Annotated in this window: 22 protein-coding genes and 1 tRNA gene; 16 read left to right on the forward strand and 7 right to left on the reverse strand. The window is 59.5% G+C overall.

Annotation, left to right across the window (positions count from 1 at the left end; translation table 11 throughout):
- Nucleotides 1-48: 48 nt before the first annotated feature.
- The 6 genes from EL199_RS09590 (at nucleotide 49) to greA (ending at nucleotide 4873) form a co-directional block, all read left to right on the forward strand.
- On the forward strand, nucleotides 49-663 hold the full coding sequence (locus EL199_RS09590) for a paraquat-inducible protein A (RefSeq protein ID WP_004141902.1): 615 nt from the start codon (nucleotides 49-51) through the stop codon (nucleotides 661-663).
- Nucleotides 641-1294, forward strand: coding sequence for a paraquat-inducible protein A (locus EL199_RS09595; protein WP_004141900.1), 654 nt, complete (start codon nucleotides 641-643; stop codon nucleotides 1292-1294). Before EL199_RS09590 ends, EL199_RS09595 begins: the two co-directional genes overlap by 23 nt.
- Nucleotides 1261-2892, forward strand: a complete 1632-nt coding sequence (locus EL199_RS09600) for a PqiB family protein (RefSeq protein WP_004141898.1) — start codon at nucleotides 1261-1263, stop codon at nucleotides 2890-2892. Before EL199_RS09595 ends, EL199_RS09600 begins: the two co-directional genes overlap by 34 nt.
- Nucleotide 2893: 1 nt before the next feature.
- Nucleotides 2894-3517: a PqiC family protein gene (locus EL199_RS09605; RefSeq protein WP_004141896.1), complete on the forward strand. Its 624-nt coding sequence runs from the start codon at nucleotides 2894-2896 to the stop codon at nucleotides 3515-3517.
- 121 nt (nucleotides 3518-3638) lie between these two features.
- Entirely contained in the window at nucleotides 3639-4283 is a 645-nt protein-coding gene (locus EL199_RS09610) for a hypothetical protein (RefSeq protein ID WP_004141894.1), read from the forward strand.
- A 107-nt stretch (nucleotides 4284-4390) separates the two neighbouring features.
- Nucleotides 4391-4873 carry a transcription elongation factor GreA gene (gene greA, locus EL199_RS09615; RefSeq protein ID WP_004141892.1) on the forward strand — a complete coding sequence of 161 codons (483 nt, stop codon included), beginning with the start codon at nucleotides 4391-4393 and terminating at the stop codon, nucleotides 4871-4873.
- Nucleotides 4874-5097: 224 nt separating this feature from the next.
- Here the strand turns inward: greA and EL199_RS09620 are convergent, their stop codons facing one another.
- On the reverse strand, nucleotides 5098-6672 hold the full coding sequence (locus EL199_RS09620; protein WP_004141891.1) for a peptide ABC transporter substrate-binding protein: 1575 nt from the start codon (nucleotides 6670-6672) through the stop codon (nucleotides 5098-5100).
- Between the two features lie 8 nt (nucleotides 6673-6680).
- Nucleotides 6681-8249 (reverse strand): peptide ABC transporter substrate-binding protein, encoded by a 1569-nt coding sequence (locus EL199_RS09625; RefSeq protein ID WP_232008292.1) that lies wholly within the window; start codon nucleotides 8247-8249, stop codon nucleotides 6681-6683.
- Nucleotides 8250-8402: 153 nt separating this feature from the next.
- Between EL199_RS09625 and ccoS the strand changes: the two genes are divergently transcribed.
- Nucleotides 8403-8579: a cbb3-type cytochrome oxidase assembly protein CcoS gene (ccoS, locus tag EL199_RS09630; protein WP_004141887.1), complete on the forward strand. Its 177-nt coding sequence runs from the start codon at nucleotides 8403-8405 to the stop codon at nucleotides 8577-8579.
- Entirely contained in the window at nucleotides 8576-9229 is a 654-nt protein-coding gene (locus EL199_RS09635) for a sulfite exporter TauE/SafE family protein (RefSeq protein WP_004141885.1), read from the forward strand. Before ccoS ends, EL199_RS09635 begins: the two co-directional genes overlap by 4 nt.
- A 32-nt stretch (nucleotides 9230-9261) precedes the next feature.
- Here the strand turns inward: EL199_RS09635 and EL199_RS09640 are convergent, their stop codons facing one another.
- Together EL199_RS09640 and gorA are read right to left on the reverse strand one after the other, a co-directional pair.
- Entirely contained in the window at nucleotides 9262-10008 is a 747-nt protein-coding gene (locus tag EL199_RS09640) for a tetratricopeptide repeat protein (protein ID WP_004141884.1), read from the reverse strand.
- Between the two features lie 24 nt (nucleotides 10009-10032).
- Nucleotides 10033-11382: a glutathione-disulfide reductase gene (gene gorA / locus EL199_RS09645; protein WP_004141883.1), complete on the reverse strand. Its 1350-nt coding sequence runs from the start codon at nucleotides 11380-11382 to the stop codon at nucleotides 10033-10035.
- A 152-nt stretch (nucleotides 11383-11534) separates the two neighbouring features.
- On the opposite strand from gorA, the gene EL199_RS09650 reads away from it, so the two are divergent.
- From EL199_RS09650 to EL199_RS09670, 5 genes are all read left to right on the forward strand, one after another.
- Nucleotides 11535-11813, forward strand: coding sequence for a hypothetical protein (locus tag EL199_RS09650; RefSeq protein ID WP_004141882.1), 279 nt, complete (start codon nucleotides 11535-11537; stop codon nucleotides 11811-11813).
- Between the two features lie 59 nt (nucleotides 11814-11872).
- Nucleotides 11873-12523 carry an ABC transporter ATP-binding protein gene (locus EL199_RS09655; RefSeq protein WP_004141881.1) on the forward strand — a complete coding sequence of 217 codons (651 nt, stop codon included), beginning with the start codon at nucleotides 11873-11875 and terminating at the stop codon, nucleotides 12521-12523.
- Nucleotides 12520-13263: an ABC transporter permease gene (locus tag EL199_RS09660; protein ID WP_004141880.1), complete on the forward strand. Its 744-nt coding sequence runs from the start codon at nucleotides 12520-12522 to the stop codon at nucleotides 13261-13263. The genes EL199_RS09655 and EL199_RS09660 overlap by 4 nt, the downstream gene beginning before the upstream one ends.
- Before the next feature lie 67 nt (nucleotides 13264-13330).
- The gene (locus tag EL199_RS09665; RefSeq protein WP_004141879.1) at nucleotides 13331-13540 is read left to right on the forward strand and encodes a hypothetical protein; all 210 of its coding nucleotides are present in this window, start codon (nucleotides 13331-13333) and stop codon (nucleotides 13538-13540) included.
- Complete coding sequence (locus tag EL199_RS09670; protein WP_004141877.1) at nucleotides 13540-13845, forward strand: hypothetical protein; 306 nt, start codon at nucleotides 13540-13542, stop codon at nucleotides 13843-13845. Before EL199_RS09665 ends, EL199_RS09670 begins: the two co-directional genes overlap by 1 nt.
- Before the next feature lie 75 nt (nucleotides 13846-13920).
- Here EL199_RS09670 and EL199_RS09675 read toward each other — a convergent pair whose 3' ends face one another.
- A complete protein-coding gene (locus tag EL199_RS09675; RefSeq protein ID WP_004141876.1) occupies nucleotides 13921-18969 on the reverse strand; it encodes an alpha-2-macroglobulin family protein in 5049 nt (1682 codons plus the stop codon).
- Nucleotides 18970-19244: 275 nt separating this feature from the next.
- Between EL199_RS09675 and EL199_RS09680 the strand changes: the two genes are divergently transcribed.
- Both EL199_RS09680 and EL199_RS09685 read left to right on the forward strand, forming a co-directional pair.
- Nucleotides 19245-20219 carry an IS30 family transposase gene (locus EL199_RS09680; protein WP_126315995.1) on the forward strand — a complete coding sequence of 325 codons (975 nt, stop codon included), beginning with the start codon at nucleotides 19245-19247 and terminating at the stop codon, nucleotides 20217-20219.
- Between the two features lie 212 nt (nucleotides 20220-20431).
- A complete protein-coding gene (locus tag EL199_RS09685) occupies nucleotides 20432-21598 on the forward strand; it encodes an NnrS family protein (RefSeq protein WP_004141873.1) in 1167 nt (388 codons plus the stop codon).
- A 79-nt stretch (nucleotides 21599-21677) separates the two neighbouring features.
- Here EL199_RS09685 and dcuC read toward each other — a convergent pair whose 3' ends face one another.
- The gene (gene dcuC, locus EL199_RS09690) at nucleotides 21678-23072 is read right to left on the reverse strand and encodes an anaerobic C4-dicarboxylate transporter DcuC (protein WP_004141872.1); all 1395 of its coding nucleotides are present in this window, start codon (nucleotides 23070-23072) and stop codon (nucleotides 21678-21680) included.
- Between the two features lie 230 nt (nucleotides 23073-23302).
- Nucleotides 23303-24595 (reverse strand): leucine-rich repeat domain-containing protein, encoded by a 1293-nt coding sequence (locus tag EL199_RS09695; RefSeq protein WP_004141869.1) that lies wholly within the window; start codon nucleotides 24593-24595, stop codon nucleotides 23303-23305.
- 174 nt (nucleotides 24596-24769) lie between these two features.
- Between EL199_RS09695 and EL199_RS09700 the strand changes: the two genes are divergently transcribed.
- Nucleotides 24770-24846 (forward strand) — tRNA-Met (locus EL199_RS09700).
- Nucleotides 24847-24872 lie beyond the last annotated feature (26 nt).

Here is a 24872-nt window from a genome sequence, read left to right on the forward strand (position 1 = left end):
ATCCGTCTGGCACCTCCCCGGTGCCAGACTTTTTCGTCTTTACGCCCCATGCCGCAACGAGAACTGCTCGCCTGCCCCTACTGTGACGCGCTGTATCAGCGCAAGCCGCTGCGCCCCGGCGAAAACGCCTACTGCACCGACTGCGGCAGCAAAATCGACGACGGCCTTGCCGACTTCCGCAAAGCCTTCATCTACGCGCTCACCGCGCTTATCCTCTTTATCATCGCCAACAGTTTCCCCTTCATCACCCTGAGCCTGAGCGGCGACACCACCACCATCTCCGTTTTCTCCAGCATCAAGGCGCTGTTTGACAACGACCTGCACATCCTCGGCGTCCTCGTCTGCATGCTCATCATCGTCATGCCGCTGTGGTACCTGCTCGCGGTGCTGTGGGTCATCATCAGCTTCCGCTACCGCTTCCTGAACGAAATCTCGCACAAATTCCTGCACTGGATGACGCACATGGCGCCCTGGAACATGCTGGAGGTGTACCTCATCGGCGTCATCGTTACCCTCGTCAAAATCCTGCAAATCGCCAGCATCACCTTCCAGCCCGGCTTCTGGGCGTTCTGCGCGCTGATGTTCTGCTCCGTCTTCGTCACCCTGCGCTTTGACCTGAGCGACGCCATATTCCTTGCCTATGAAGAAGACTACCGCCTCTAGCGACACCGCCCGCGCCCACGGCTACCTCCTCTGCCTTGACTGCGCCACCGTCGTCCAGGCACCTGCCGAACGTTGCCCGCATTGCCACGGCCACCTGCACGCGCGCAAACCGGCAAGCTACAGCCGCACTTGGGCATACCTCATCACCGCCATCGTCCTCTTCTTCCCGGCAAACCTCTTGCCCATTACCAGCACCACCTACCTCACCCAAGCACCGCAAGCCGACACCATCATGAGCAGCATTGCCCTGCTCTGGCACCACGGCTCCTACGGCATCGCGCTCATCATCTTCCTTGCCAGCGTCTTCACCCCGTTTTTCAAAATCGCGGTACTGCTGTATCTCCTCGCCTACAAAAACACGCGCCACCCGCCGCGCCTGCAAACCCGCCTCTACAAACTCATCCACTTCGTTGGCCGCTGGTCGATGATAGACGTCTTCGTCGTCGCCCTGCTCGGCGCGCTCGTCCACGGACGGCTGGCGCAAATCAACCCCGCGCCCGGCATCTTCGCCTTCGCCGCCGTTGTCGTCTTCACCATGCTCGCCACCGAAACCTTCGACATGCGCCTCATCTGGGACAACTACCGAGAACAACACCCATGCAAGAACCCGAAATCGCCCGCAACCGACTGAGCTACCTCTGGCTGCTGCCCATCGTCGCCCTTGGCATCGGCCTCTGGCTCGCCTACTCGCGCCTGAGCCAAATCGGCCCGAACATCCATATCACCTTCACCAGCGCCGAAGGACTGGAAGCAGGCAAAACCAAAATCCGCTATAAAGACCTCGCCGTCGGCACCGTCACCAGCATTGACCTCTCCAACGACCTCAAACAAATCATCGTCACCGCACAAATGTCGCGCACTGCCGAGCCACTGCTGAAAAAAGACAGCCAGTTCTGGATCGTCAAACCGCAAATCAGCGCGAGCGGCGTCACCGGCCTTGGCACCATCGTCTCCGGCAACTACATCGCCGTCAGCCCCGGCAAAGAGGCAGACAGCGCCAACCAGTTCGCCGGCCTTGACGAAGCGCCGCAAATCCAGAGCACCGAAGAAGGCCTGCGCGTGCGCCTGATTACCGACAGCGCCAGCGGCGTCAACGTCGGCACCGCCATCTACTACCGCGGCATCAGCGTCGGACAAATCGAACAAATCCGCTTCAGCGAGCGCTACGACAACCTCTACCTCACCGCCTTCATCCACGCGCCCTATGACCACCTCATCACCAACAACACCAAATTCTGGAACATCAGCGGCATCAACTTCAGCATGGGGGCAGAAGGCGCCAACCTCGAAGTCGAATCCCTCGAAGCGCTGGTACGCGGCGGCATCACCTTCAGCACCCCGACCACACTCAACACCAACGACACCCCGGCCAGCCCCGGCACCGTATACACCCTCTTTGAAAACGAACGCGCCAGCACCGAGCGCACCGGCTTCGAAAAAGAATACTACGTCGTCTACTTCGACGACACGACACGCGGCCTGCGCCAAGGCGCGCCGGTATACTTCAACGGCATGAGCATCGGCGAAGTCATCGACATCCGCCTCCTCTACGACGAAACCAAAAACACAGCCGTCACCCCGGTACTCATCGCCCTCGAACCCGATCGCATCGACCGCGTCAACCGCCAAGAAAAACGCGACCGCAACCTCATCACCGACCTCGTCAAACACGGCCTGCAAGCAAGCCTGGAAACCGGCAGCCTCATCACCGGCGACAAAATCATCACCCTGAACCAATACCCGGACGACATCCGCAGCCTGCGCAAAGACGAATACAGCAACTACCCCGTGCTGCCCTCACGCGCCGGCAGCATCAGCCAGCTGACTGACGACATCAGCGCCATCGTCGCCAGCGTCAAAAAACTGCCGCTGGAAGAAATCGCCAACAACACCAAAGAAGCGACCGCCGCGCTGAAAAGCGCGCTGGCAACGCCTGCCGTCAAAACCCTCGGCGCAAGCCTCGACAAGACCCTCAAACAACTGGACAAAACCCTGCAGAGCGTACAAAAAGCGGGCGACAGCACCGACAAAGCGCTCGCCCAGCTGGACAAACAAATAAAAACCCTGGGCAAACAACTCGAACAGACCCTGTACAACATCGGCCCGGAAAGCAACCTCACCTACACCCTGCAAGAAACCCTGAAAACCGTCCAGCGCAGCATGAAAAGCATCAACGACGTCATGCGCAAAATCGACGACAAACCCAACGTCCTCATCATGGGAGAATAAAATGCGCCTTACCGACCTGACAAAAAAGCACAAAAACAAACCCGTCTCCCTCCGGACGGCGCCCGCCTTCCGCACAATCGCCCTCGCCCTCACCGCCAGCCTGCTTGGCGCCTGCGGCAGCGTCCCCGACACCTACCACAGCCTGCGCCCAGAAATCAGCATCACCCCGACCCGACAAGGCACAGCGACCGCGCTGCGCTACACCGAACTGCCGCCGTACTACGACAGCGAATACCTCGTCTGGTACGACGAACACGGCCGCATCACCCGCGACAAAAGCCAGCACTGGACCTACCCCTTCAGCGAAAACCTGCGCGACGTCCTGCGCCAGGCGATTGCCGCCGAAACCGGCAACAGCCGCCTCTACACCTACCCGCTCGCCGAAAACAACCGCCCCGAAGTGCTGCTTGACCTGCAAATCCGCGAACTCATCGCCGACCTGCCGCACCAGCGCTTCCTCATCAGCGCCCAATGGCAGGTGAGCCACGCGGGCAGCGACGCCGCACCGACCAACCACGAATACCAACAACAACTGCCGCTTGCCAAAACCGACCCGGACAGCCTTGTTGCCGCCACCGCCCAGGCCGTTAAACAACTCGCCAGCGCCATCGCCCGCAGCCTGTAAACCGCACGGGCAGCGCCGAGAGACTTAGGGACAGCTCGCTAAGCAATAGACAACGAAAACCACATAAACATACAATCGCACCACACACATCCACACCGCTAACCGCAAGGAAAACCCGCACATGGAAACCCAAAACCCAGAAGAACAAACGCCGGACAACCCCGCCTCCCCGGCAGAACCCAGCTTGAGCGACACCCCTCCCGCCGAACCCGCACCCGCGCCCCCCCTCAACCCCGACGACATCAACCCGCTCGTCCCCGCCTGGCAACTGCTACAAGAAGAAATCAGCCCGGCGGTCGCGGCGGCAAGCGCCGTCAGCGCCGAGCCCGAAGAAAAAGCGCCCGACGAACCGCCGCTCTACACCCAGAGCGAATACGACAAACTCTACCGCCAATACCAAGAACAAAAACAACGCGCCGACGCCCTGCAAGACAGCTTCTTCGCCAGCGCCGACGTCATGTACGAAATGCTCGCCTACCTGAACGCGAGCCGCCTCTACCACGGCAAAGACGCCATCATGGCGAGCGATATCAACGGCATCGTCGAAAACAACCCCATCCTGAACACCCTTGCCAACGACCTGCGCCAGACCAGCATCGAATCCGGCATCGGCATCGTCAGCGAACTGCCAGAATCGCAAGAACACCTGCGCGAACACGTCATGAACGTCTGGCGAACCCGCATGGCCGAGCCCGGCGAACGCGACCGCATCCACGCACAACTCTTCACCCACCGCAACATCCCCGACGGCGAAGAACTCTTCTAAAAGCCGGGCAAAACGGCGCGACATCCGGTAAAATACGCGCCACACAAAAGCCTTGCTGCGGCAAGGCTTTTTCTTATGTAAAACGCCAACAAGCAGAGAGAAATCCCATGGTTGCAAAAATCCCCATGACCAAAAAAGGCGAGCAGGCCTTGCGCGCCGAACTGGAAAAACTGAAAAGCGAAGAACGCCCGCGCGTTATCGAAGCCATTGCCGAGGCGCGTGCACACGGCGACCTCAAAGAAAACGCCGAATACCACGCCGCCCGCGAACAACAAGGCTTCGTCGAAGGCCGCATCCGCGAGCTGGAACACAAACTGAGCCACGCCAACGTCATCGACGTCACCACCCTGCCGCAAAACGGCAAAGTCGTCTTCGGCACGACCGTTGAACTGGAAGACAGCGACAGCGGCGAAGAAATGACCTACAAAATCGTCGGCGAAGACGAGGCAGACATCAAAGCCGGCCTTATCTCCAACACCTCGCCCATCGCCCGCGCCCTGCTCGGCAAAGAAGAAGGCGAAACCGTTGAAGTCGTCATCCCCGACGGCCGCAAAATGCTGGAAATCCTCGCCGTCCGCTACGAAGCCTGACCTTCTGCAAACCCGCCCCGCTGCGGGTTTTTCTTTGCTGAACAACACCCCCAAATCCCGCCCTAATCCTGCTGGAGCGCCTCACCGCCAGCTATCGCGGCACCTGCAACCCATACGAACACTTCAGCGCGCTGTACCGCAACTACCAAAGCCGTCCGCGCACCGTTTCCTGACGTACCGCGCATCAAAAAAACCGCCCCGAAGGGCGGTTTTTTCTGCGTGCTTTATTGCGCTTTCTCCAGCCGCATATATTTGCTCGGCCAGTGGTTCATTACGTTTTCTTCGTAGCCTTTCACGTAGGGTTTGATCAGGTGTTTGGAGACGAAGTAATAGACCGGGATGAGCGCGTGGCTGTCAATCAGCCGTTTTTCCGCCTGTTGCAGGATGGCGGCGCGTTTGTCGCGGTCGGTTTCGTTGGCGGCAGCGGCGATGAGTTTGTCGTATTCGGCGTCATTCAGGCCGATGGTGTTGCTGCCGCCGCCGCTGACGAAGAGGTCAAGGAAGGTGTTGGCGTCGTCGTAGTCGCCCATCCACGAGCCGCGGAAGACTTGGGTGTTGTATTCGCGGCGGTCGTTCAGGTAGGCCTTCCATTCTTTGTTGATGAGGCTGGTTTCCACGCCCAGCGCGTCTTTCCACAGGGAGGCGACGGCAATGGCGATTTTTTTGTTGTTGTCGTTGGTGTTGTAGAGCAGTTCGACGCGCAGCGGGTTTTCTTTGTTGTAACCAGCTTCCGCGTAGAGCGCTTTGGCTTTTTCCACGCGCTTTTGTCGGTCCCAGGCGGCGTATTCGGGCTGGTAGGGCGCATAGCCGCTGATGCCGGGGACGACGAAGCCATAAGCCGGTTTTTCGCCGCTGGCGGTGATGTTTTTGACGATGCGCTCGCGGTCAATGACGAGGCTCAGCGCTTCGCGCAGTTTGGGGTTGTCCTTGAAGGGCGGTTTGGTGAGGTTGTAGCCGAAGTAGAAGGTGCCGAGGTAGTTGTAGATGTGCAGTTCGTCGCTCAAGTTTTCTTGCAGCCATTTGATTTGGTCGTTGGGGACGTCTGCCGTCCAGTCCAGCTCGCCGGCGCGGTAGCGTTGCAGTTCGGCGTTTTTGTCTTCGCTGACGTAGTAGATGACTTTGTCGAGCTGCACGTCTTGTGCGCCGTAGTAGTCGGGCGATTTTTCGAGGACGATGCGCGATTGTGGCTTCCATTCGCGCATTTTGTAAGCGCCGTTGCCGGCGATATGCTCGGCGCGCGTCCATTCTTTGCCGTGTTTTTCCACGATATGCCGCGGCACGGGGTAGGTGACGGCGTTGATGAGCAGGCCGGTGAAGTAGGGGGTGGGGTTGTTCAGTTCGACGACGAGGGTTTTGTCGTCCGGCGCGCTGACGCCGAGCGTGTCCAGCGGCTGTTTGCCTTCGACGATTTCTTTCGCGTTTTTGACCGGATAGAGGAAGAAACTGTATTTGCTACCGACCGCCGGATCGACGCCGCGCCGCCAGGCATAGACGAAATCGCCTGCGGTGACGGGGGTGCCGTCCGACCAGGTGTTGTCGCGCAGGTGGAAGGTGTAGGTTTTGCCGTCTTCCGAGACGTCCCATTTTTCGGCGACGCCGGGGATGAGGTGCGCGCCCGCGTCTTCGTCGATGAGGCCGACGAACATGTCGCGCAGGATGTGCATTTCCGGCATGCCTTGCGCCAGTTGTGGGTCCATGCTGGCGGGTTCGGCGTCGTTGCTGCGGCGCAGGACGTTTTCAGCCTGCGCGCCGCTGGTGGCGGCGAGCAGGAGGGTGGTGAGTAGCAGTTTGTAATTCATGGAATTTCTCAAGGTTCGATATGCAGGTACTGGGTGCGCAGGGTGCCAGTGGGGTTGGCGGCGTAGCCCTTGAACTGCGGTTTGAGCAGGCGCACGGTGACGTAGTAATAGAGCGGGGCGAAGGCGTAGTCATCGACCACCATTTTTTCCGCTTCTTGCAGCAGTTTGGCGCGCGCCGCCAAATCCTGGGTTGCCGAGGCTTCTTTCAGTTTGGCGTCGTAGGCGTCGCTGCTGAATTTGGAGTAATTCATTGCCGAGCCTTTCTGGAAGACTTCGAGGAAGGTATAGGGATCGTTATAGTCGCCAATCCAGCCGTAGCGATAGGCTTCGATATTGCCCTGGGTGAAGTTGGAGAGCATGACTTTCCATTCTTGATTGACCAGTTCGGTTTCTACACCCAGGACTTGTTTCCACATCGCGGCAATGGCAACCATGATTTTTTTGTGCGCTTCGCTGGTGTTATAGGTGAGCGAGATTTTCAGCGGTTTTTCTTTGGAATATCCGGCTTCAGCATAGAGCGCTTGGGCGCGTTCGATTTGTGCCTTGCGATCCAGTTTGGCGTATTCCGGCTGATAGGGTGCGCTGTTTTTGGTCGCTGGCGGCACGAGTCCATAGGCGGGAATTTGCCCGGCTTTGGTAATTTTGTCGATGATGGTTTGTCGGTCTATGGCAATACTTAGTGCTTCGCGCAATTTGACGTTATCTTTGAGCGGCGGTTTGCCGGTATTGAATCCAATCCAGTAAATGCCAAGGTAGGGATCAATATGCAATTGGTCGGCGAATTGTTTGCGCGCCGTTTCCAGATCTTCGGAAGTCAGGCTTTCTACGTAATCCACTTCACCAGCGCGATAGCGGGCAAAGGCGGTCGCGGTGGATTCGGTCGGATAGTAAACGACTTTGTCAATGCTGACCTGGTCCTTGTTCCAATAGGTCGGCGATTTTTCGGCGACGATATTGGCTTGTGCTTTCCATTCGGTGAGCTTATACGCACCGTTGCTGACAATATTGCCCGGCTGCGTCCATTTATCGCCGTATTGTTCGACGATTTTTTGCGGTATGGGATAGGTGGTGTAATGCGCGGTGAGATCCAGGAAGTAGGGCGTTGGATTATTGAGCTCCACTTGCACGGTGTGCGCATCTATGGCTTTGATGCCAAGCGCTTCGATATTTTTTTCCGTGCCGCTGGCAATGGCTTCGGCATTTTTTACCGGATAGAGGATGAAGGCATATTCACCGCCTGTCGCCGGATTGACGGCGCGCCGCCAGGCATAGACGAAATCGCCCGCAGTTACGGGCGTGTCATTTGACCATTTGGCGTTTTCACGCAGGTGGAATGTATAGGTTTTTCCGTCATCGGAGATTTCCCATTTTTCGGCGACGCCGGGGGTAATTTCACCACTGGCAGTATTGCTGACCAGGCCTTCAAAAGTATCGTAAATCACATTCGACCCCGCATTTTCAGAGGCAAGTTGGGGATCAATGCTTTTCGGTTCGGCGCCATTACTGCGGCGGAATACGCTTTCCGCCTGGGCATTGAGGGCGAACAGAATCAGGGAAGTGAGAAGCGCCTTTTTCATATACATATCCTCATGGGAGTGAAGGGAAAACTGCCGCCGCGGCAAGCGGCACGATGACGACAGTTCGCATACTTTACGGTAATTTCCGCGCAAGGCAAGCGTTACCCGCCGAATTGCCGCATAATATGCGCTCTTTTCGCATTATTCCGCCCCATGCAAATCCTTTTTCTGCTCATCCCCATCTCCGTCATCCTCATTACCGCCGCCGTATTTGCCTTCCATTGGGCGGTGCGCACCCGCCAGTTTGACGATCTCGAATCGCCCGGCATGATTCCGCTTTTGGACGACACCGAAGAAGAGCGCCAGCAACGCGACCGCAAAAACGGATGAACAGCGCCGTTATTTTCACCGCCTTCGCCACTGGTCTTGCGGGCAGCGCGCATTGCATCGGCATGTGCGGCGGCATCAGCGTCTCGCTCGGCCTCGGCAGCATGAAAAAGCGGCTGCTGCCGGTCTATCATCTCGGCCGTCTCGCCAGCTATACCACTCTCGGCCTCGTCTTCGGCAGTCTGCTGCCGCTCATCGGCGTGCGCGCCTATAACGCCATCTGGGGCGCGTCGCTGCGTATCGCCGCTGCCTTGATTATGCTCGCCATCGGTCTGCAAATTGTTTTTGGCGTCAATTTTTTGCGCTATCTGGAGCGCTACGGCTCGCGCCTGTGGCGACCGCTTGCCGGTCTCGTGCAGTCGCTGTTGCCGGTGCAAACGGGCAGCGACGCGCTCCTCCTCGGTTTTCTCTGGGGGCTGCTTCCCTGCGGCCTGATTTATAGCGCGCTGGCGCTCGCGGTGGTCAGCGGCAATCCCTTGCAAGCGGGGCTGGCGATGCTTGCCTTCGGCGTGGGAACGCTGCCCGCAATGCTGCTCCTCGGCGTGTTCTCCGGCACGCTGGTGCAGGCGCTCACCCGCGACAGTAGCCGCTTCATGCTTGGCGCCATCGTCATCACCTCCGCCTTGTGGACGCTGTGGCCGTTTGTGAAATAAAAACCCCGCCGCAGCGGGGGTGGTTTGTCTGATTACAGCGCCGGATGCTTCGCCCGCTGCTGGCGGATGTATTCCAGTTCGTTGCGCGCGCGGTCGTCGTGCGGGTTTTCTTGCAGCAATTTCTGGTAAATCGCCTCCGCGTCCTGCCAGCGGCCGCGTTCAATCAGGGTAAAGCCCAAACCGCGCTGCGCCGCGCCGTACATTTTCTGCCGCGTCGCCGTGTCTTCAATCCATTGGCTGAATTCTGTCGCCTGCTCGAAATCGGCGGCCGCCGCCTGCCAGTTTTTTTCGCGCTGGTAGTAGAAGCCGCGCTCGTTCAGCGCCTGCGCGTTTGCAGGCTGCAAGGCAAGCAGCGCGTCCAGATCCGCCTTGCCCGCCGCCAGTTCGCCCAGTTCGTTGTGCGCATAGGCGCGCAGGTAGTAGAGCTCCGCCCAGCGCGGGTCGATGATGTAGGCTTCTTTGCCTTCGTTCGCCGCTTTGGTCAGGTAAAACAGCGTCTCGACGTTGCCGGAGGCGGCATAGCGCTGGCGCGGGTCGGCAGCAAATTGTTTTTCGTAGCGGGCGATGGCTTTGTCCAGGAGCGGTATTGCCGCGCGTGCTTGGCCGGAAAAGAGCGCGGCGACCGCCTGTTCGTGCAACTGCGCAACTTCTGGCGTCAGCGCTACGCCCGCCCCACCCAGCACGACTTTTTTGTCGCCGTCGGTATGCGGCGCGTTGAAGGTCTCGCTGTGGGCAAGCGCAGCAGCAAGCGCCAAGGTAAGCAAGAGCGTTTTTTTCATTTGTGATTCCTTGTGTTAAAGCGTTCAGCGCAGCGTCACCAGCTCTTCGCTGCTGGTCGGGTGGATGGCGACGGTGTCGTCAAAATCCGCCTTGCGCGCGCCCATTTTTACGGCGACGGCAAAGCCTTGCAGCATTTCATCGACGCCGTCGCCAATCATCTGGATGCCGACGATTTTTTCTTCCGCGCCAACGCAGACCAGTTTCATCAGGGTTTTCGCCGGATGGGCGGCAAAGGCGCGCGCCATCGGCGAGAATCCGGCGCGATAGACTTTGACCGCTTCATCGCCAAATGTGCGGCGCGCGGCGGCTTCGTCAAGGCCGACGACGCCAATCGGCGGGTGGGTGAACATCACCGTCGGGATGTTTTCGTAATCCAGATGCGCCTCCGGCTGGTGGTTAAAGAGGCGCGCGGCAAGACGGCGTCCGGCGGCGATAGCGACCGGCGTCAGCTCTGCCGCACCGGTGATGTCGCCGATGGCGTAAATGCCGGGGACGTTGGTGTTTTGCCAGGCATCGACCGGAATTTCGCCGGTGTCGCGCGCGGCGATGCCTGCGGCGGCGAGGTTGAGGTTGGCGGTGTTGGCGCGCCGTCCCAGCGCCCAGAGGAGGAAGTCAGCGGCGAGGGTTTCGCCGTTATCGAGTGTTACCGCGAGCGCTGCGCCATTTTCGGCAACGCGGGCAACCTGTGCGCCACGGTGGATGCGGATGCCCTGCGCCCCCATCGCCTCGGCCAGCGTTTCGGCAATGTCCGCATCATGCGCGCGCAAGAGGCGTTCGCCGCGGATGACAATGTCGCAGGCGGTGCCGAGCGCTTGCAGGACGCCGGCGATTTCGCAGGCGATGTAGCCGCCGCCGACGATAACCGCGCGCTGCGGCTGGCGTTCGAGGGCGAAGAAATCGTCCGAAGTTTTGCCCAGCGACGCGCCTGTGATGTGCGCGGGGATAACGGGCTGGCCGCCGGTAGCGATGACGATATGCGGCGCGCGGTACAAATCGTCGCCAACGCGCACGGTATCGGCGCGCTCAAAGCGGGCGAAGCCGCGAATGAGCGTGACGCCGCTTTTGCCGAGGTTGGTTTCGTAGATGCCGTTCAAGCGGGCGATGTAGGCGTCGCGCGCTTCTTTGAAGGCATCCCAGCGGAAAGGCAGGTTTTCCGGCACGTCCGCGAAGAAACGCGGCGCATCACGCAAGGCTTCGGCGGTGTTCGCCGCGTACCAGAACAGTTTTTTTGGCACGCAGCCGACGTTCACACACGTCCCGCCGAGGCGGCCGCTTTCGATGACGGCGACTTTCGCGCCATATTCGGCGGCGCGGCGGGCGGTGGCGATGCCGCCGGAACCGCCGCCAATACAAATGAGGTCAAAGGTTTGCATGTTCTCTCCTGCTGTAAAAGGGCACAATTATAGCGGCACATTCCGCGTCGGCGCGCGCTGACCAAAGCGTATGGCGACAACGCGCGCAGCTGTGTTAGCATTTGCCCGTCGAAATGACGACACCATTCACCCTTTAACACAAGGAAACTTATATGAAAAAAGTTCTAATTGCTTCCCTGCTCGCCTCTGCCTTCCCGGCTGTCGCCCTTGCCAATTCTTGTGACGACTATTACAAGAAAATGGAAGAAGACATGAAAAAAGACGGCGTTTATAGCGATCAGGCGATGAAAATCGTCAAGGATCAAGTCGCCGCCGTTCCTGCCGACCAGCAGGAATCATTCTGCAAAGCCGCGATCGAAAGCATAAACAACAGCGCCAATGACAACGGCGGCAGCGACGAAAAAGAAGAAGGCGAAGAAGCCAAAGGCTAAGCCGTCTTCACGACGAAACCGAACCTGCGGGTTCGGTTTTTTATTGATGAAAGAACCCTATGACCGCCCTGCCCTGCCCCATCACCCTGCATAAGCTCTGCGTGCGCTACGGCGCCGACACCATCATCGCGCCGCTGACCCACACCTTCGCCGCCGCGCGCTGGCACGTCATCCTCGGCAAAAGCGGCGTCGGCAAATCGACGCTGTTGCGTGCCATCGCCGGACTCATTCCCTACGACGGCACGATTACCCGTGACCCGCCCGGCCTGATGGCGCAGCATGACGACCTCCTGCCGTGGCGCAGCGCGCGCGACAACGTCACCCTCGGTGCCAGCCTGCGCGGCGAAAAAGCCGACAACAGCCGCGCCGCACAGCTACTCGCCGACGTCGGCCTCGCCGAACACGCACACAAATACCCGCAACACCTCTCCGGCGGTCAGCGCCAGCGCGTCGCCCTCGCCCGCACCCTCTACGAAAACCGCAACCTGCTACTGATGGACGAGCCCTTCTCCGCCGTCGATGCCGTCACCCGTTACCAGTTACAAAACCTCGCCGCCCGCCTGCTACGTGGCAAAACCGTCTTGATGATTACCCACGACCCCGCCGAAGCGCTGCGCCTTGCTGACCACCTCTACATCCTCGACCACGGCCTGCGCGAATTGCCCGCAAACAGCGATCCGGCGCAACTGCTGGAGGCACTCGGCGCATGAAAACCGCACTCCGCCACCTCGCCATCGCCGCCGTCCTGCTCGCGCTCTGGCAAGCGCTCATCCTCGCCACCGGCACCCCCAAATACATCCTGCCGCCGCCGCTTGCCGTCCTGCAAAAAATCGTGAGCGCCCGCAGCCAACTGGCCGAACACGCACTCGTCACCCTCGCCGAAGTCGGGCTGGGACTCATCAGCGGCACCACACTTGGCATCCTGAGCGCGCTCGCCCTGCAATACAGCCGCCTGCTGCGCGCCCTGCTCTCGCCGCTGCTCGTCTCCTCGCAGGCCATCCCGGTCTATGCGCTCGCGCCGGTGCTGACCCTGTGGTTCGGCTTCGGCATGCTGCCGAAAATCCTCATGACAGTGCTCATCATCTACTTCCCCATCACCACCGCCGCCTACGACGGCCTGCGCCGCACCCCGCAAGGCTACCTCGATCTCGCGCGCAGCATGAACAGCCTGCCGCGCAACACCCTGCTCCGTCTGCGCCTGCCCGCCGCCCTGCCCGCATTCGCTTCAGGACTGCGCGTCGCGGTCGCCATTGCCCCGATTGGCGCGGTCATCGGCGAATGGGTCGGCGGCAGCAGCGGCCTGGGCTACCTCATGACCTACGCCAACGCGCGCACCCAGACCGACCTGCTTTTTGCCGCCCTCGCCGTGCTGGTCCTCATCACCCTCACGCTTTATAGCGCTACCGACCGCCTTTTGCACCGCCTCATCCGCTGGAAGGCGGCGGGGTGAAAGCGGCGGACACACTTCTGTAGTAACATAAACACATGACATCAAACTGCATCCAAGAGGTGAAAAAATGACTACAGGAACAACAGAATATACAGAACGTCAGGCACGTGTCATTGGCGAAGATGGCGAGATCTTCGACAGCATCGAGGAATACACCGCATGGGTCAATGATGTGAAAGCGCAGCTTGCTCGCAGTGAAGCAGACCGCAAAGCCGGGAGGGTGCTAACCGCCAGCGAGGCGAAGGCTTTTTTCCTTTCGCTAGTAGAGGATAGCTGATGTACAGCGCTATCTGGAGCGAAGCAGCGGCGTCCCATGTTCGAGAAATAGTGGAATATATGCGGACAGAAAATCCGCTGGTCGCCCGCAAACTGGCTCATGCATTTGCGCTGTTTACAGACTTGGTTGAGCATATGCCGGAGATTGCCTCGGTATGGAAGGAAAATTCGCGATACCGCATCTGGTCCGGCTATATCCGTACAAAATTTTCTATGTCATTGATGAGCAGGAAGAACAAATATTCATATCGGCCGTTCGACACGGAAAGCGGCAAAATCCGTATTTGCCTTGAGAATGCGGCATAGCGATAAGGCTGCCTCTTTCCCCGCTTCATAAAAAAACCGCCCCGGAGGGCGGTTTTTGTTTGGCTCACGCGATGGTTATTGCACGACGATTTGTTGTGCGGCTTGGCGCGCGTGTTCTTCCGGGTGGTACATGTTTTCAATGGATGCCCCCGGTGCGTGCCAGGTGCCTGCGCGGGTGGTGCGTCCATGGATGGTGTAGCTGAACGCCTTGGGTGCGCCGTTCAGGGTGAAGGCAGCGATGTGGCGGTCATCGCGGTTTTCCCGGTATTGGTAGTTCACGCGGTCTTCGTCGTCGTCGCCCGGCTCCATCGCACTGTTGTTGTCGTCGCGCAGCGCGCTTAGGGTGATGCCGGCCGGTAGCGGGTAGGTGTACACCAGGTCGCTTTGGCTGGTTTCGCGGTCGAGTTTGGGCGTGAAGGTCGCGGTGATGCGGATGTCGGTGTTGTTCGGCAGTTTGGCCGGGTCAAGCACGGTGCCGTCCGCGTTTTCGTAGCGCAGGGTGATTTCCCAGCCTTCGCTGCTCGCTTCTGCCGCCGCCGGGGCGTGCAGGTCGCGCACGCTCAGCCACAGCGGTTGTTTGCCGGGGTTGGTGATGCGCACTTTGCCGTTATGCGGGGCTTTTTCGAGGTCGGCCAAGGTCGCGGCTTTGCCGTTGATTTCGATGGCGGTGTCAGCAGCGAGTTTGGGCGCGACGGTCGCCAGGCGCACCAGCCAGGCGAGTTCTTGGGTGCTCAGGTAGCGGTCATGCGAGAGGGCTTGTGCCAGGGCTTCGCGCTGTTCGTCGTAGAGTTTGGTCAGGGTGTCTCCGGTGTTCTGCGGGTCGTTTTTGACGTTTTGCCACAGGGTTTCCAGTTGTTTGAGGCGGACGAGGTTGTGCGCGGCGAGGCTGGTCGTGCTGCTGTACGGGTAGCTGTTGCTGTTTTCGACGGCAGCGACGGTGGCAAGGCGCTCGCTCGCGGCCTGGTATTCGCCAAGCAGCGCGAGGGCGGCGGCGATGTCGAGGCTGTCGTTGCGGTCGAGTTTGTCGCCGGCTTCGCGGTGGTAGCGCAGGAGGTTGCCACGCACGGGTTCGCCCGCATAGGCCAGGGTGTAGTAGGTATAGCTGTCGCTGTGCGCGCGTTCGGCGTTGTAGCTGCCGTCGGTGTTTTCGCGCAGGTTTTTCAGCAGGCGGCCCAGTTGTGAGGGGTTGAGCAGCTGGTCGTGTTTTTGCAGTTCGATCAGTGCTTCGCCGACATAGGCGGTCAGCCATGTGTCGGCGTTGCCGTAGCCCCAGAGGCTGTAGCTGCCGTCGTAGGCGGCGAGGTTGGCCAGGCGGTTTTCGGCCTGGCGGATGCTGTCACGGTCTGGCGTGGCTGCGCCAATGAGTCCCCACAGTTTGCCGGTGGTTTGTTCGCTGCAGCCCAGGGGGTAGTCGGCGAGTTGTTTTTGGTAGGGTTCGGCGTTGTAGGGGATGCCGCTGTTCAGGGTCAGGCGGGCGTCGGCGAGGTCGGTGTATTCGTGTGTCGCTCCGGCGTCCAGGCGCTGGTACTGGTTGCGTACTTGCGGCAGGGTCGGCGCGCGTACCGGGATGCGGCGCTCCAGGGTTTCGTTGTAGTCGCCGCTGATGGCCATTTTGATGTGTGCGTCGCCCGCTTTGTTGCTGCGGTAGGGGTAGCGCAGGGTGGCGACTTGGTCCGGTGCCAGAGTGCTTTCCGGGATGGGTTCGCCAGCGAGTTCGAGGCCTTCGGTCTCGAGTTTGATGTTGAGGTTCTGCGCTTTGTCGGTGGTGTTGTGCAGGCGCAGGGTGAAGACGCCGCTGTCGCCCTGGCTCAGGTAGCGCGGGCTTTGCAGTTCGGCAACGACGGGCGCTTTGACGATGGCGGTTTGTTCGCCGCTGCCGGTTTTGTCGGCGTTCCAGGCGGCGGTCATGATGCGCAGGCGGCCGTTGTAGTGCGGCAGCGGTACGGTGTATTGGAGGTTGCCGTCGGCGTCGAGTTTGAGCGGGCCGCTCCAGTTGGCAACAAGAATGAGGTCAAGGTCGGGCAATGCCGCCAGCGCAGCGCGCTCGCTCGCACTTTCGTCGCCACCGGCTCCGCTGCGCAATGCGGCGAGGCGGGCGTTGGTTTGGCGGATGATGTTGCCGAAGGTGTCGTAGAGGCTGATGTTCAGTTGTTTTTTGCCGTAGAAGGCTTCCAGCGGGTCGTGGAAGCTTTCGGCGGCGAGTTGGTAGAGGCCGTCATCTACGACGGCGACGTTCACCCAGGTGTTTTCGCCCGCCTCTGGCACGTGGATGCCCACGGTGAGCGGTTGTGCGGGCTGGGTATTTTCGGGGACGGTGATTTGCGGGGTGAGGCGGCGGTGCGCGAGGTCGGCGCCAACCCATTGTAGGCCGACGGCGCGGCGGTTGTGGTCGTCGCTTTTGTCGTTCCAGGCGTTGGCGAGCAGCCACACGCCTTGTTCCCAGTCGTCTTGCCACGGGATTTGGAGTTGGGCTTTGCCGTTTTTGAGGGTGAGGTCGTGGCTGGCGATGATGGCGTCGCGGCTGGCGATTTTGACGCTGGCGGCGCCGTCAAACGGGGCTTCGAGGTTGAGGGTTAGGGTGTCGCCGTGTTTGTAGGTCGGGTGGTCGGTGGCGAGGGTGATGGTGGACGGGCTGTTGTTGCCCGGTTCGCCGTACCAGCCGCGCGCGATTTCGATGCTGGCGGCGCTGGCGGGGTCATCGCCCTGGACTTCGAGTACGTAGAGGCCGTTAGTGAGCGGCAGTTCGAGGGTCGCCGGGGTTTTGCCGTCGGTCGCGATGCTGCCGGTTTTTTCAGGTTGGCGGCTGTCGTTTTTTTCGTAGCGCCAGTCGCCGTCGCTGTAGTACCAGTACCAGTCGCGCTCTACGCGGTACAGGGTCCATTTGAGGTTGTTGCTTTGTTGTTCGCCTTTGTCGTTGATGAGGGCGATTTGGGCGTTGTTGTCGCCTGCTTTCAGGGCGATGTAGGGCGCGCTGCGCGGCAGCAGGGTTTCGTTTTCGGCGGCGATGGGGCTGCCATCCGGCGCGGTGAGGGTGGTCATCGCCCACAGTGCCTGCGGCCGGGTGTCAAACGGGCGTTCCAGGGTGAGTTCGATGTGGCGTTTGCCGTCTTTGTCGGTGTTGGCGGCGGCGATGCGTTGTTGGTCGTAGGCGGCGACGGTTTCGTCGTGGCGGCCGATTTGCCAGCCCGTCCACGCCGGGTAGGTTTTGGCGAGGTCGCCTTGGGTGATGCGCCAGACGCCGTCGTTTTGCAGGTCGGCTGCGGGCGCGCCGTAGAGCCAGTCGGCTTTGAGGTCAAGGCTGGCCTGGTTGTCACCTTCGGTTTTGATGGTGAGTTTGCTCTCGATTTGGCGCGGTACGATGCTGTCCACGCGGTAGGTTTCGTCTACGAGGCGCGCGCCGTCTTTGCCGAGGCTCAGACGGATTTGCCAGTTGCCAAGGCGGGCGTTGGCGGGGATGTCGGCGCTGTAGCGGTAGGCACCGCTGTCGTCGGCTTTCAGCAGTTCGCTGTGGACGAGTGCGCCGTCCGGGCGGCGGATTTCCAGCCAGAGCGGGCTGTCGCTATAGGCTTTGCCTTCTGGTGTTTTGAACAGCCACAGGGCGTTGATGGTGTCTTTCGGGCGGTAAACGCCGCGGTCGTGCCAGCTCCAGTGGGTGAGGGTGCGGTTGGTCTCGGCTTCGCCGGAGAGGCCTTTGTCGGAGAGGTCGATTTCTTGTCCGGCCACGCGCAGGTAGGCAAGGTGGCCGTCGTGCTGGCTGATGAGGTGGCCGGGGGCGTCGGCATCTTCACCGCCGGTTTGTGCGGCGCTGAAGCGGGCGATGCCTTGGGCGTCGGTTTTGGCTTCGCCGAGGATGCGGTTGTTTTTGGCGTAGAGGGTGACGTTTTGTCCGGCGATGGGCTGGTTGTTGCGCAGGTCGCGCAGTTCGGCGAGCAGACCGTCCGGGGTTTGGTAGGCGGTCAGTCCCTGGTCGGTGACGGTGAAGCCCAGCAGCGCGTTTTCGTATTGGTCTTTGGCGCGCACGGTGAGGACGTACACGCCGCTGCGGGTTTCTTTGCCCGCCATGTCGGCAAAGGCGACGCGGCTTTGTACGACGCTGTTGCGCGCGCTTTTTTCGGGTTCAAAGCTGCCTGTCCAGATTTTGCTGGCGTTGTTGTTGAGGTCGTAGGTGTTGAAGTATTCGGGGTTGTCGATGGCGTCATGCGCGTCGCCGGCGAGGTTGTTGTCCGGGATTTGCCACAGTTCGAGTTCGACGGCATCCACGTTGCTGCTTTCGATGGTCAGCGCCGCTTCCGGGTCAAGTACCAGGGTTTTGCCGCGGGTGGCGAAGCGTACCATCGGTGCGCGGTCGCCGGTGTCGATGTTGCGTTCTTCTGTCTGCCCCAGTTCGAGGTGGTTTTTCGCCGCCAGTTTCGGGTCAATGGTTATTTTGTATTCGCGCTGCCAGACGCCGGTGTAGCAGATTTTGTCGCCGCTGTAGCGCGCTTCGCCTTCGGCGGCAGGGGTGATGGTGATGCGTTTGCGCCAGTCTTGCAGCGGCTCGGCGAGGACGATATCGCTGAATTCGGCGCAGATTTGCGGTTTGTCCTGGTTGTTGTCCACGCTGACGTTGTCAAGGTTAAAGCCAAAGCGCTGGCGCAGGTTGCGGTAGGTTTGTTGCTGTTGTTCGTCCAGGTCGGGCTGGATTTTGGCGAGAGCTGCCAGGGCAAAGGCGGCATTGTTGCGGTCATCTTCCATGATGGCTTCGTACAGCGCGAGGTTGTCGTTCAGATAGGCGCCCATCGAGTTGCGCACGCTCGGCGCAGAGGCCAGCAAGGCAAGGAAGCGGATTTTTTCTTCATAGGGCGCGCTGGCGGCGATTTTTGCCAGCAATTCGCCGCCGTTTTGCAGGTGGGCGAAGTTGCGCGGCTCGCCTTTTTTGCCTTTGCCGTATTTGGCGTGCTCGCGCCAGGTGCGGATGTCGGCATTGGCGAAGCGGGCGATGGGGCCGCTGCCGTCGCGCAAATATTGGTTAATTTCCGCTTCTGCCTGTTGGCGGGCGGTGGCGAGGGTTTCTGCGTTCCAATCGGCGGCGTGTGCGAGGGAAATGGCGCCAATCATGGCGGCAAGTAGCGATTTTCTGAACATTTTGGGGTTCTCTTGTGGATTGAAAAATGACGCGAAATTTTAACAAAAGATGCGGATTTGTTTTGCCTGATGTGGATTTAATTTTCTGCGTTTTCCGCCCCGCATGATGATTGATTTCTATCATCGGCGGCGGGCGCGGGCGATGCTATGCTGTTGGCTCAATGTGAGTGCGGCTTGCCGTTTACGGCGAATTTACAATTCAAGTGCAACAGCTACAAAAAAGACATCCATAAGCGATACTGCAAAAAACATCAAAACATTGCAGGAGACCGAAAATGGATGCCTACCGTCATATTACGCCCATTGAGCGGGGTTGCATAATGACCTTGTTCAACCAAGGTCATAGCCCTGCCGCTATTGCCACCATGTTGAAGCGCCACAGATGCACCATCTTGCGCGAACTGAAGCGCAATAGCGATGGCGAAAACTATGACGCCAGCAAGGCGCAGGAGAAATACGACAGCAGGCGTAAGCTCTGCCGCCGCAAGCGTAAACTTGATGACCCGGAACTTTTTGCCCTGGTCAAGGAGAGGTTTCTGAAACTGCACTGGTCGCCGGAGCAGATTCAGTACCGCTTGCGCCACGAAGGCCGTCCGCACGCCATCAGCTACGCCACTATCTACCGCGGTATCTACGCCGGGCGTTTCAATGACCCCGACTGGGTGATAAGTGGCAAGCAAAGGCTGCGCCACCGTGGCAAGAAGCGGCGGCGCAAGGGCGAGCCGACACGTGATAACTTCCCGGTTGAGCATGCGCTGTCGGCGCGTCCGCCAGAGGCGCAGGCGCGGGAGCGCATGGGCGACTGGGAAGCTGATACCGTTGCAGGCGTGGTGGGTGGTGCGGTGTTGCTGACGTTGGTTGACCGCAAAAGCCGCTATCTGCGGTGCGTCCGGCTGGAGAAGAAGACGGCGGACGGCGTGAATGCGGCGATGATTGAAGCCTTGCGCGGGCAGACGGTACACAGCATCACGCCGGACCGGGGCAAGGAATTTGCGCGGCATGCGGTGGTGGCGGAGGCGTTGGGGATAAAAATATACATTCCGCCGCCGTACCAGCCGTGGCAGCGCGGGACAAACGAGAACACCAACGGCCTGTTGCGTGAATATTTTCCGAAGCATCAGGATATTGCGCAATATCCAGATGATTACATTGAAAAGGCGGTGCTGGCATTGAATAACCGACCGCGCAAATGTTTGCAGTGGAGGACGCCTTATGAAGTGTATTTTGATGAAGTGTTGCACTTGGTTTGACAATTCGCCACATACAGCTGAGCGCTCGATGTGTATGTAAATCCGCAGCCAGACGATATATAGCGATACACCGAAAGCCTCAGACAAGGCGCGTCGCTGAAGACAGTACGCGGTTGTACGGCGAAGCGACGCAACACCGTATGAGGCTTTCGGGGGATGGCTATATTTGTATTTGAACCGGCGATTCCCGCCATGCTTTCAGGAGTAAATCAATGACCCGCTACCCCGCGATACTCAATCTGGGTTTTCGCCTTTTTTTCTTCTCCGCAGCCGCCTTTGCCGTGCTGACCATGCTCGCCTGGCTCGTGATTTATCAAGGGCATCAGCCTGTGATCGGCGGGCTTGTCGCGCAGTGGTGGCACGGTCATGAAATGATCTACGGCTACGCCGCCGCCGTCGTTACCGGTTTTCTTTTTACTGCCGTGCAGAACTGGACCGGCGTACCGATGCCGCACGGTTGGCCGCTCTTTTTCTACTGGCTGCCGTGGTTTGCCGCGCGCCTGCTTTTTGCCTTTGCGCCCTCGTTGCACCTCATCGCCGCGGGCTTTGACCTCGTCTTCGCCCTCGGCGGGTTGTATGCCGTCGCAAAGCGCGTCGTTGCCGTCAAGCAATGGCGGCAAATGGGGCTGGTCTCCAAAATGGGGCTGCTCGCCATCGGCCAAACGCTTTTTATCAGCGGCCTGCTCGGCTTTGCGAGCGGTATCCTCTGGAGTCTCTATCTCGGCGTTTTCACCATCCTCGCCATCGTCCTCACCATCGGGCGGCGGGTAACGCCGTTTTTCACCGAGCGCGGCGTCGGCTATCCCTTCACCCCGAAAAACAGCGCCCTGCTTGACCGCGCCTGTCTCATTACTTTTACCGCTTTCTTTATATTGAAGGTGTTTACGCCGTGGCAGAACGCCGCTGCCGTCTTCGCCCTCGCCACCGCCGCCTGCAACGGCTGGCGTCTCGCGGGCTGGTACACCCGTGGCATCTGGCACCGTCCGCTGCTGTGGAGCATGCACCTCTCGCTCGCCGGCATGGTCTTCGGTTTCCTGCTTTACGGCAGTCAACTGTTCTGGTCGCAGGTCAGCGACTCGCTGGCGATGCACACCCTCGCCCTCTCCGGCATCGGCCTCTTGACGCTCTCCATGATGGCACGGGTCAGCCTCGGCCACTCCGGCCGCAATATTCACGAACCGCCGCGCCTGCTCATTTTCGCGCTCTACCTGCTCTGCCTCGGCTTCATCTGCCGCATCCTGCTACCGCTCGCCGCCCCGGCGCAGTTCCTGCTGTGGATTGGCGCGGCGCAAGTGTTGTGGATTGTCGCCTTTTGCCTGCTGCTGCACGGCTACACCCGCATCTGGTTCTCGCCAAGAATTGACGGCAAGCCGGGTTGAGCGGCATTTACGCTGCTGACACTTAAGCGTTCCAGAAAAAAGGGCGGGAAATCCCGCCCTTTGCTTTTTCGCGTCTGTTTTACGGCGCAGCTGGTAAATGCAGCGGCACGAAAATCAGCGTGTAAAGCACCACCACCGCCAGCGCGACGAGGGTCGGAATCGCGGTGCGTTTGACGAGCAGCATCGGCGAGAGGTTACCCGCGCCGCTAACCGCCACGATGACCCCCGATACCGGCGACAGGGTGCGGCCGACGTTTGACGCCTGTTGCATCGGCAGGATGAGATAGGCGGGATTGATGCCCAGTTTTGCCGCCATTTTCGGCGCGATTTCAACGAAGGCATAAAACGCTGCGTTGCCTGAACCGGAGGCGACGACCACCAACAGCGTCACCCCCACCAGCGCGAACATCATCGTCACGCCTGCGGCGCCGCTTTTTTCTACTAGCGCAATCATTTCATCGACGAAGCCGATATTGCTCAGTCCCTCGGCGAAAACACCGGCGGCAATTAAGAGGATGACTACGCCAGCAAAGGCTGCGCCCATTTCTTTATAGGCGACTTCCAGCCCTTCGTAGAGGTCTTTGGCGCGCGGATGACGGCAGTATTCGATGATGAGGCTGATGATGAGCGTCAGCACCACCACCGCGCCGAGCGACATTTCCGGCATGACACGCCCGGCGATCGGGACTTTGCCATCAAAGATGAGCATGCCCGCGATCGGCAGGAAAGGCAGGATCATGTAAAAGGTCGGCGCTTTTTTCAGCGCGGACAAGTCCATCTGGATGCGCTCGCCACCGCCCTGCGGCAGCAGGCCTTCTTTGCGGTCGCAGTACGGTTGCCAGAAGAAATGCGCGACGGCGGTGGCGAGAATCGCCAGCACGCTCATCGGAATCATGTAGCTGAAGGCGTAATCTTTGACGGGAATGCCTGCCTGCTCTGCCGCTAGCACCACATCCGGCGCAGTCGGGGCGAGAGTCAGCATCGCCGTGGTGGCGCAAACGGCGGCGGCCGACGGGCGGGAAATGCCGAGGTTGGTGAGAATCGGGAACAGCGTTGCCATCAAAAACGCGCCGAGTGCGGTCGCCGACGATATGGCAAACGAGAGCAGGCTGCCGATGAAGAAAGCGCCAAGCAGAAGGAAATACGGCGAGCGAATATGGCCGAGCGGGCGCGAGAGAACGCGGATGACGGTGTCGTTCGCGCCGATGTGCGACATATAGGCGGAAAAGCCAATCAGCACCATGATGAGCAGACCGAGGCCGCCGCCGCGTTTTTCCATCAGACTGAAGATGAGGTTGCTGATATCGACGAAAAACAGTCCGGTGGATTTCTCGCCGCCAATCGCCTTGCCGAGTGCGACCGCGATTAACAGTAATCCCACACCGCCGACGAACAGCACGCCTTTGGCGTTATAGCCACGAATGATGAGAAAGCCCACCAATAATATTGTGATAAAACCAATAATTAATCCCATAATGACACTCCGGTTATGTTAAAAATCGTGCGTTATCTTAGTCTTTTTTTAGGGAGAGTAAACAGAGATTCACAGCTATCATCATAAATAAATGCGCTTTGCACAGAGCGTTGTGTGGATTTTGTGGTGCACGCGGGCATAAGCCCCTTCCCTGCGCCGCGCGCTACTAAAATCAGGTAAAAGAAAAGGGCGGGAAATCCCGCCCTTTTCTTGTTCGTGGGTCGCCGCCGTTATTTGTAGTAGCCCGCCATCACCGCGTTGCTTTCGATGCGGTTGGCCAGCGCCAGCGGGATTTTCATCCGCGTGTTGCGCACATCCAGAATGCAGAGGCGGTTCAGGTTGCTGATGAATTTCGGCAGGTACGGGATTTGTGTGCTGGAAAGGTCGAGCCGCGTCATTTTGGTGAGGTTCGCCACCGACGGCGGCAGCGCGCCGATGTTGTTATGCGCGATATTCAGCACTTCCAGCTCGGTCAAGAGGCCGATGTCGTCCGGCAGTTCGGTCAGTTCGTTGTAGCCGAGGTGCAGGTCGTTCAGATGACTGAATTGGCAGATAAAGTTCGGCAGTTGCATCAGGCGGTTATGCGAGAGATCCAGTACCGCAAGGCGCTGCATTTGTGCAGCCGGCGGTGGCAAGAGGCTCAGCTGGTTATGCGCCAGCGAGAGGCGGTGCAACTGGCCGAGGTTGCCGAAGTTGGCGGGCAAGCTGGTGAGGCGGTTGTTGTGTATGTCCAGAATGCTCAAGTTTTGCAGATCGCCGAGGGTTTCCGGCAGGGTGGTCAGCATGTTGCCGCTGATGTCGAGGTGGTGCAGCTCTTTGAGGCGGCCGATGTATTCGGGCAGACTGCCCAGCTGGTTGCCGCTGATTTCCAGTTCGCTCAGCTGGCTGAAGTTGGCAATGAAGTCGGGCAGTTGTTTGAGTTCGTTGCCAGAGAGGTTCAGGCGCGTCAGCTGGGTGAGGTTGGCGCAGACAGGCGGCAGGTTTTCCAGTTTGTTGCGCGCGAGGTTGAGTTTGGTGAGGCGGGTGAAGTTGCCGAGAAAGAGCGGCACGCGCAGCAGGCGGTTGTCGCTGAGATCCAGCTCGGTGATGTGGTTGAAGGCGGTCAGCACTTCCGGCAGGCTGGTCATTTTGTTGTAGCCCAGTTCGAGTTTGGTCAGCCCGGTCAGTTTGGCAAAGCTGTCCGGCAGGGTTTCGAGCTGGTTCCATTTAAGGTCAAGGCGACGCAGCAGGCTGAGGTCGCCGATGGATGCGGGCAGGCTTTTCAGCTCGTTGCCGCGCAGGTCAAGCTCGGTCAGTAGTGCCAGTTCACCCAGGGTTTCCGGCAGGCTTTGCAGGCGGCGGAAGGAGAGATCCAGACGGTTCAACCCTATCAGTTCGGAGGGTTCGCGCGGGATGCGGTCTTCGCCGATGTTGTTATCTTCCGCCCATTTCAGGATCTCGCTGAAACGTCCTTGATTTTCGTCGTCGTCTTGCGCGTCGCTCTTGAAAACGCGGCGCAAGCCGCTGGTGATGCTTTTGAGCATGGGTTTTCCTGTTGGTTTCGGTTTTTGTGGCGGTATTGTAACAATCCGCGCTCACTATTTGTAAGCCCTGCGCATGCTGTCCATGTTTTCAAGCGGTTGTCGCTTTTTTATCCGCTTTTCGGCATCAGGGCTTGCATGTGGCAAAGTTTTGCCTATAATGCGCGCCTCATCAATTGCGGGGTGGAGCAGTCTGGTAGCTCGTCGGGCTCATAACCCGAAGGTCGTTGGTTCAAATCCAGCCCCCGCTTCCAAGGATTTTTTAGAAGGCCCTTTTTCA

The organism is Cardiobacterium hominis (assembly GCF_900637305.1).
GTDB classification, from domain to species: Bacteria; Pseudomonadota; Gammaproteobacteria; order Cardiobacteriales; family Cardiobacteriaceae; genus Cardiobacterium; species Cardiobacterium hominis.